Source organism: Pseudomonas sichuanensis (genome assembly GCF_003231305.1).
GTDB classification, from domain to species: domain Bacteria; phylum Pseudomonadota; class Gammaproteobacteria; order Pseudomonadales; family Pseudomonadaceae; genus Aquipseudomonas; species Aquipseudomonas sichuanensis.
This window is the reverse complement of the sequence record NZ_QKVM01000104.1, coordinates 1-4,553: the sequence shown is the minus strand read 5'-3', so window position 1 is coordinate 4,553 and position 4,553 is coordinate 1. Positions and strand designations below refer to the sequence as shown.

The following is a 4,553-nucleotide window of genomic DNA, read 5'->3' as shown; positions in this document are numbered from 1 at the left end:
AAACTCCGTCAACCTTTAATTTCAAGAAAGCGTCATTTACCTGAAAACAAAGCGGGGAGGCCTGTCGGCCTCCCCGCTTCTATATAGATAGCTACGCCGCCAGCAGATCACTCAGCCTTGAGGGTAACCCGAGCAAAGGCCTTCTTGCCCGCCTGGCACACATGGGTAGCGCCCAGGACAAACATGAAATCACGCTCAACCACCGCGCCATCAACCTTCACGGCGCCAGCACTGAGCAGATCCCGCGCTTGTGCCGAGTTTTTCACAAGCCCAGCCCGGTTCAACACGGCAGCAATCGGCAAGTCTTCAGCCGCAGCGACTTCGATCTCGGGAAGATCTTCAGGCAGCTCGCCTTCCTTCATCCGATTACCCGCCGCACGGTGAGCACTGGCAGCAGCCTCTTCACCATGGAAACGCGCAACGATTTCTTCCGCCAGTTTGATCTTGATGTCGCGCGGATTCGCACCCTGCGCCACATCCGCACGGAACTGGTCGATCTCCTCCATGGAGCGGAAGCTGAGCAGCTCGAAGTAACGCCACATCAAGGTGTCCGGGATCGACACGAGCTTGCTGAACATCACGCCCGGCGCTTCCTGGATACCGACATAGTTGCCCAACGACTTGGACATCTTCTTCACGCCATCAAGCCCTTCGAGCAGCGGCATGGTGACGATGTTCTGCGCCTCCTGGCCATAAGAGCGCTGCAACTCACGCCCCATCAGCAGGTTGAACTTCTGGTCCGTGCCGCCCAGCTCGACGTCCGCCTTCAGCGCCACCGAGTCATAGCCCTGCACCAACGGATAGAGGAACTCATGGATCGCGATCGGTTGATTGCTGCTGTAGCGCTTGTCGAAGTCGTCACGTTCGAGCATGCGCGCGACCGTGTACTGCGAAGCCAGGCGGATGAAATCAGCCGGCGTGAGCTTATCCATCCAGGTGGAGTTGAACGCGACCTCGGTCTTGGCCGGGTCAAGAATCTTGAACACCTGCTGTTTATAGGTCTCGGCGTTATCCAGCACCTGCTCACGCGTCAGCGGCGGGCGAGTGGCACTCTTGCCGCTCGGGTCACCGATCATGCCGGTGAAGTCGCCAATCAGGAAGATGACCTGGTGGCCCAGATCCTGGAACTGGCGCAGCTTGTTGATCAGCACCGTGTGGCCCAGGTGCAGGTCCGGTGCGGTAGGGTCGAAGCCCGCTTTGATACGCAGCGGCTGGCCGCGCTTGAGCTTCTCCACCAGTTCCGACTCGACCAATACCTCTTCCGCACCGCGCTTGATTAGCGCCAGCTGCTCTTCAACAGACTTCATAGACAGACCCGCAAGGCTCAGATTCAAGGGGAGCCAACCATACAAGATCGGCCATCAAATACAAGTTTCGCAACGGAATGTGACCCGAACGGCGCAACGCAACGTCTACGCGCCCTTGCGCGAGAATGGTTTTGGTTATATTTTATACAGTTATTTCATCTTCATCATGTCATTCATCTTTTCCACTTCACCCTTTTCAAAGTCACCTCACTTATGACCAACGAAACGCCTAAAGCGCCCCCGCTTTATCCGAAAAGCCATCTGTTGGCCGCCAGCGGCATCGCTGCTCTCCTCAGCCTGGCCTTGCTGGTTTTCCCTTCCAGCGAAGTCGAAGCCAAGAAAACCACGCTCAGCCTGGAGCTGGAAAGCCCGGCCGAGCAGCTGAAGGAAGAGTCCCGCGTCGCGCCACTGGTGCAATCCGAACAACACACCGACTCGCCCTTCGCCCAGATCGAAGGCGATGAAGCCGACACCGCCCAGGCCAAACCCGAGAGCAAGCCAGAGCCCGCCCCTGTCGCCAAACAGGAAGACAAGGCCCCCGGCCACCGCGAGGTAGTCGTAGCCCGCGGCGATACGCTCTCCACACTGTTCAACAAGGTCGGCCTGCCGGCCAACGCCGTCCACGACCTGCTGGCGAGCAACAAGCAGGCCAAGCAGTTCAGCCAGCTCAAGCATGGCCAGGTGCTGCAGTTCGAACTGGACAAGAACGGCCAACTGACCAGCCTGCACAGCAAGGTAAGCAACCTCGAAACCATCCGCCTGACCCGTACCGACAAGGGCTTCAACTTCGATCGCGAAGTCAGCAAGCCGGTCATGCGTACCGCCTACGCCCATGGCGTGATCAAGAGTTCGCTTTCGGCCTCGGCGCAACGCGCGGGCCTGTCCCACAGCATGACCATGGACATGGCACGCATCCTCGGTTACGACATCGACTTCGCCCAGGACATCCGCCCGGGCGACGAATTCGACGTGGTCTACGAGCAGAAGATGATGGACGGCAAGGTGGTCGGCACCGGCAACATCCTGTCGGCCCGCTTCACCAACCGCGGCAAGACCTACACCGCCGTGCGCTACACCAACAAGCAAGGCAACACCAACTACTACACGGCCGACGGCAACAGCCTGCGCAAGGCGTTCATCCGTACACCGGTGGACTTCGCCCGCATCAGCTCGCGCTTTTCCGCCGGCCGCAAACACCCGATCCTGAACAAGATCCGCGCCCACAAGGGTGTCGATTACGCCGCCCCGCGCGGCACACCGATCAAGGCCGCCGGCGATGGGCGCATCGAACTGGCCGGCCGCCGTGGCGGCTATGGCAACACCGTGATCATTGCCCATGGCAACTCGTACAAGACGCTGTATGGCCACATGCAGGGCTTCGCCAAGGGCATCAAGACCGGCAGCAGCGTCAAACAAGGCCAGGTCATCGGCTACATCGGCACTACCGGCCTGTCGACCGGCCCACACCTGCACTACGAGTTCCAGGTCAATGGCGTGCACGTCGACCCGCTGAGCCAGAAGGTGCCGATGGCCGACCCGATCGCCAAGGCTGAGCGCGCGCGCTTCAACCAGCAGAGCCAACCCTTGATCGCCCGCATGGATCAGGAAAAGGCCACCCTGCTCGCTGCCAACAAGCGCTGACCACATGGCGCTCTATCTTGGCGTGATGTCCGGGACCAGCCTTGATGGCCTGGACATCGCCCTGATCGAACAACGCGAGCAGCTTCGGCTGCTCGCCACCCACTACATCCCCATGCCCACCGACCTGCGCCAGCAGCTGCTTGGCCTCTGTGCCAGCGGCCCCGACGAGATCGCCCGCGCGGCACTGGCGGAGAACCACTGGGCCACCCTTGCCGCCGAAGGGATCAAGCACCTGCTGCGCGAGCAAGGCCTGCAACCCGATGCCATCCGCGCCATCGGCAGCCATGGGCAGACCATTCGCCACGAACCCGCCCGCGGCTTCACGGTACAGATCGGCAACCCGGCGCTGCTGGCCGAGCTGACCGGCATCTGCGTGGTCGGTGATTTCAGGCGCCGCGACGTGGCGGCGGGCGGCCAGGGCGCGCCGCTGGTGCCGGCCTTCCATGAGGCGCTGTTCGGCCATCTTGGCCAGCGACTGGCGATTCTCAATGTGGGCGGCTTCAGCAACCTCAGCCTGATCGAGCAGGACAAACCAGTGCATGGCTTCGACTGCGGGCCGGGCAATGTGCTGCTGGATGCCTGGATCGAGCGCAAGCGCGGCCAGGTATTTGATGCCGACGGCGCCTGGGCGGCCAGCGGGGCGGTACAGCAGGACTTGCTCCATGCGCTGCTGAGCGACCCGTTCTTCGCTGGCAGCGGCCCGAAAAGCACCGGCCGCGAGGTCTTCAACCTGCCTTGGCTCGACGGCCATCTCGCCCAACTGCCCAGCTACCGCGACGAAGACGTACAGGCCACACTGCTGGAGCTGACTGCACGCAGCATCATCGACTCGCTGGGCCAGGCTCAACAACGCACCGAAGCCTTGCTGGTGTGCGGTGGAGGCGCCCGCAACGGCGCGCTGATGGCACGCTTGGCGCAACTGCTGCCGGGCGCCCAGGTGTCCAGCACAGCGGCGCACGGCGTCGATCCGGACTGGGTCGAGGCCATGGCCTTTGCCTGGCTGGCCCATTGCTGCCTGGAGCGCATCCCCGCCAACCGTCCCAGCGTCACCGCCGCCAGGGGCCTGCGCGTCCTCGGCGCCATCTATCCCGCCTAACCAGCCCGCACAATGCAAAACGCCGCGCAAATGCGCGGCGTTTTCATGTCAGCCCATGGATCAGATCGAGAACGACGAACCACAGCCACAGGTGGTGCTGGCATTCGGGTTCTTGATCACGAAGCGCGAGCCTTCCAGGCCTTCCTGGTAATCCACTTCGGCGCCCGCCAGGTACTGGAAGCTCATCGGGTCGACCACCAGCGCGACACCTTCACGCTCGACGATAGTGTCATCCTCGGCCACGTCTTCATCGAAGGTGAAGCCGTACTGGAAGCCCGAGCAACCACCGCCCGTCACGAAAACGCGCAGCTTCAGACGCTCGTTGCCCTCTTCGCTGACCAGGGTCTTCACCTTGTGTGCAGCCCCTTGGGTGAACTCCAAAGCCGTGGGGGTGAAGGTTTCGACGCTCATGTTGATTCTCCCGGCGCAATGCCGCCATAAAACTCGATGGCGCGTATTATCCGCTTGTCCGAGAAAATCGGTCAACAATTGTGCTGCTTTAGTCGCCC

At 61.7% G+C, this 4,553-nt stretch carries 4 protein-coding genes; 2 read left to right on the top strand and 2 right to left on the bottom strand.

Annotated features, from left to right (window positions below; genetic code table 11):
- Window positions 1–107: 107 nt before the first annotated feature.
- The gene (tyrS, locus tag DM373_RS28100) at window positions 108–1,307 is read right to left on the bottom strand and encodes a tyrosine--tRNA ligase (RefSeq protein ID WP_110996582.1); all 1,200 of its coding nucleotides are present in this window, start codon (window positions 1,305–1,307) and stop codon (window positions 108–110) included.
- A 213-nt stretch (window positions 1,308–1,520) separates the two neighbouring features.
- On the opposite strand from tyrS, the gene DM373_RS28090 reads away from it, so the two are divergent.
- Both DM373_RS28090 and DM373_RS28085 read left to right on the top strand, forming a co-directional pair.
- Window positions 1,521–2,948: a peptidoglycan DD-metalloendopeptidase family protein gene (locus tag DM373_RS28090; protein WP_110996581.1), complete on the top strand. Its 1,428-nt coding sequence runs from the start codon at window positions 1,521–1,523 to the stop codon at window positions 2,946–2,948.
- A 4-nt stretch (window positions 2,949–2,952) separates the two neighbouring features.
- Window positions 2,953–4,044, top strand: a complete 1,092-nt coding sequence (locus DM373_RS28085) for an anhydro-N-acetylmuramic acid kinase (RefSeq protein WP_110996580.1) — start codon at window positions 2,953–2,955, stop codon at window positions 4,042–4,044.
- A gap of 60 nt (window positions 4,045–4,104) precedes the next feature.
- Here DM373_RS28085 and erpA read toward each other — a convergent pair whose 3' ends face one another.
- Window positions 4,105–4,455 (bottom strand): iron-sulfur cluster insertion protein ErpA, encoded by a 351-nt coding sequence (gene erpA / locus DM373_RS28080; protein ID WP_110996579.1) that lies wholly within the window; start codon window positions 4,453–4,455, stop codon window positions 4,105–4,107.
- Between the last annotated feature and the right edge of the window lie 98 nt (window positions 4,456–4,553).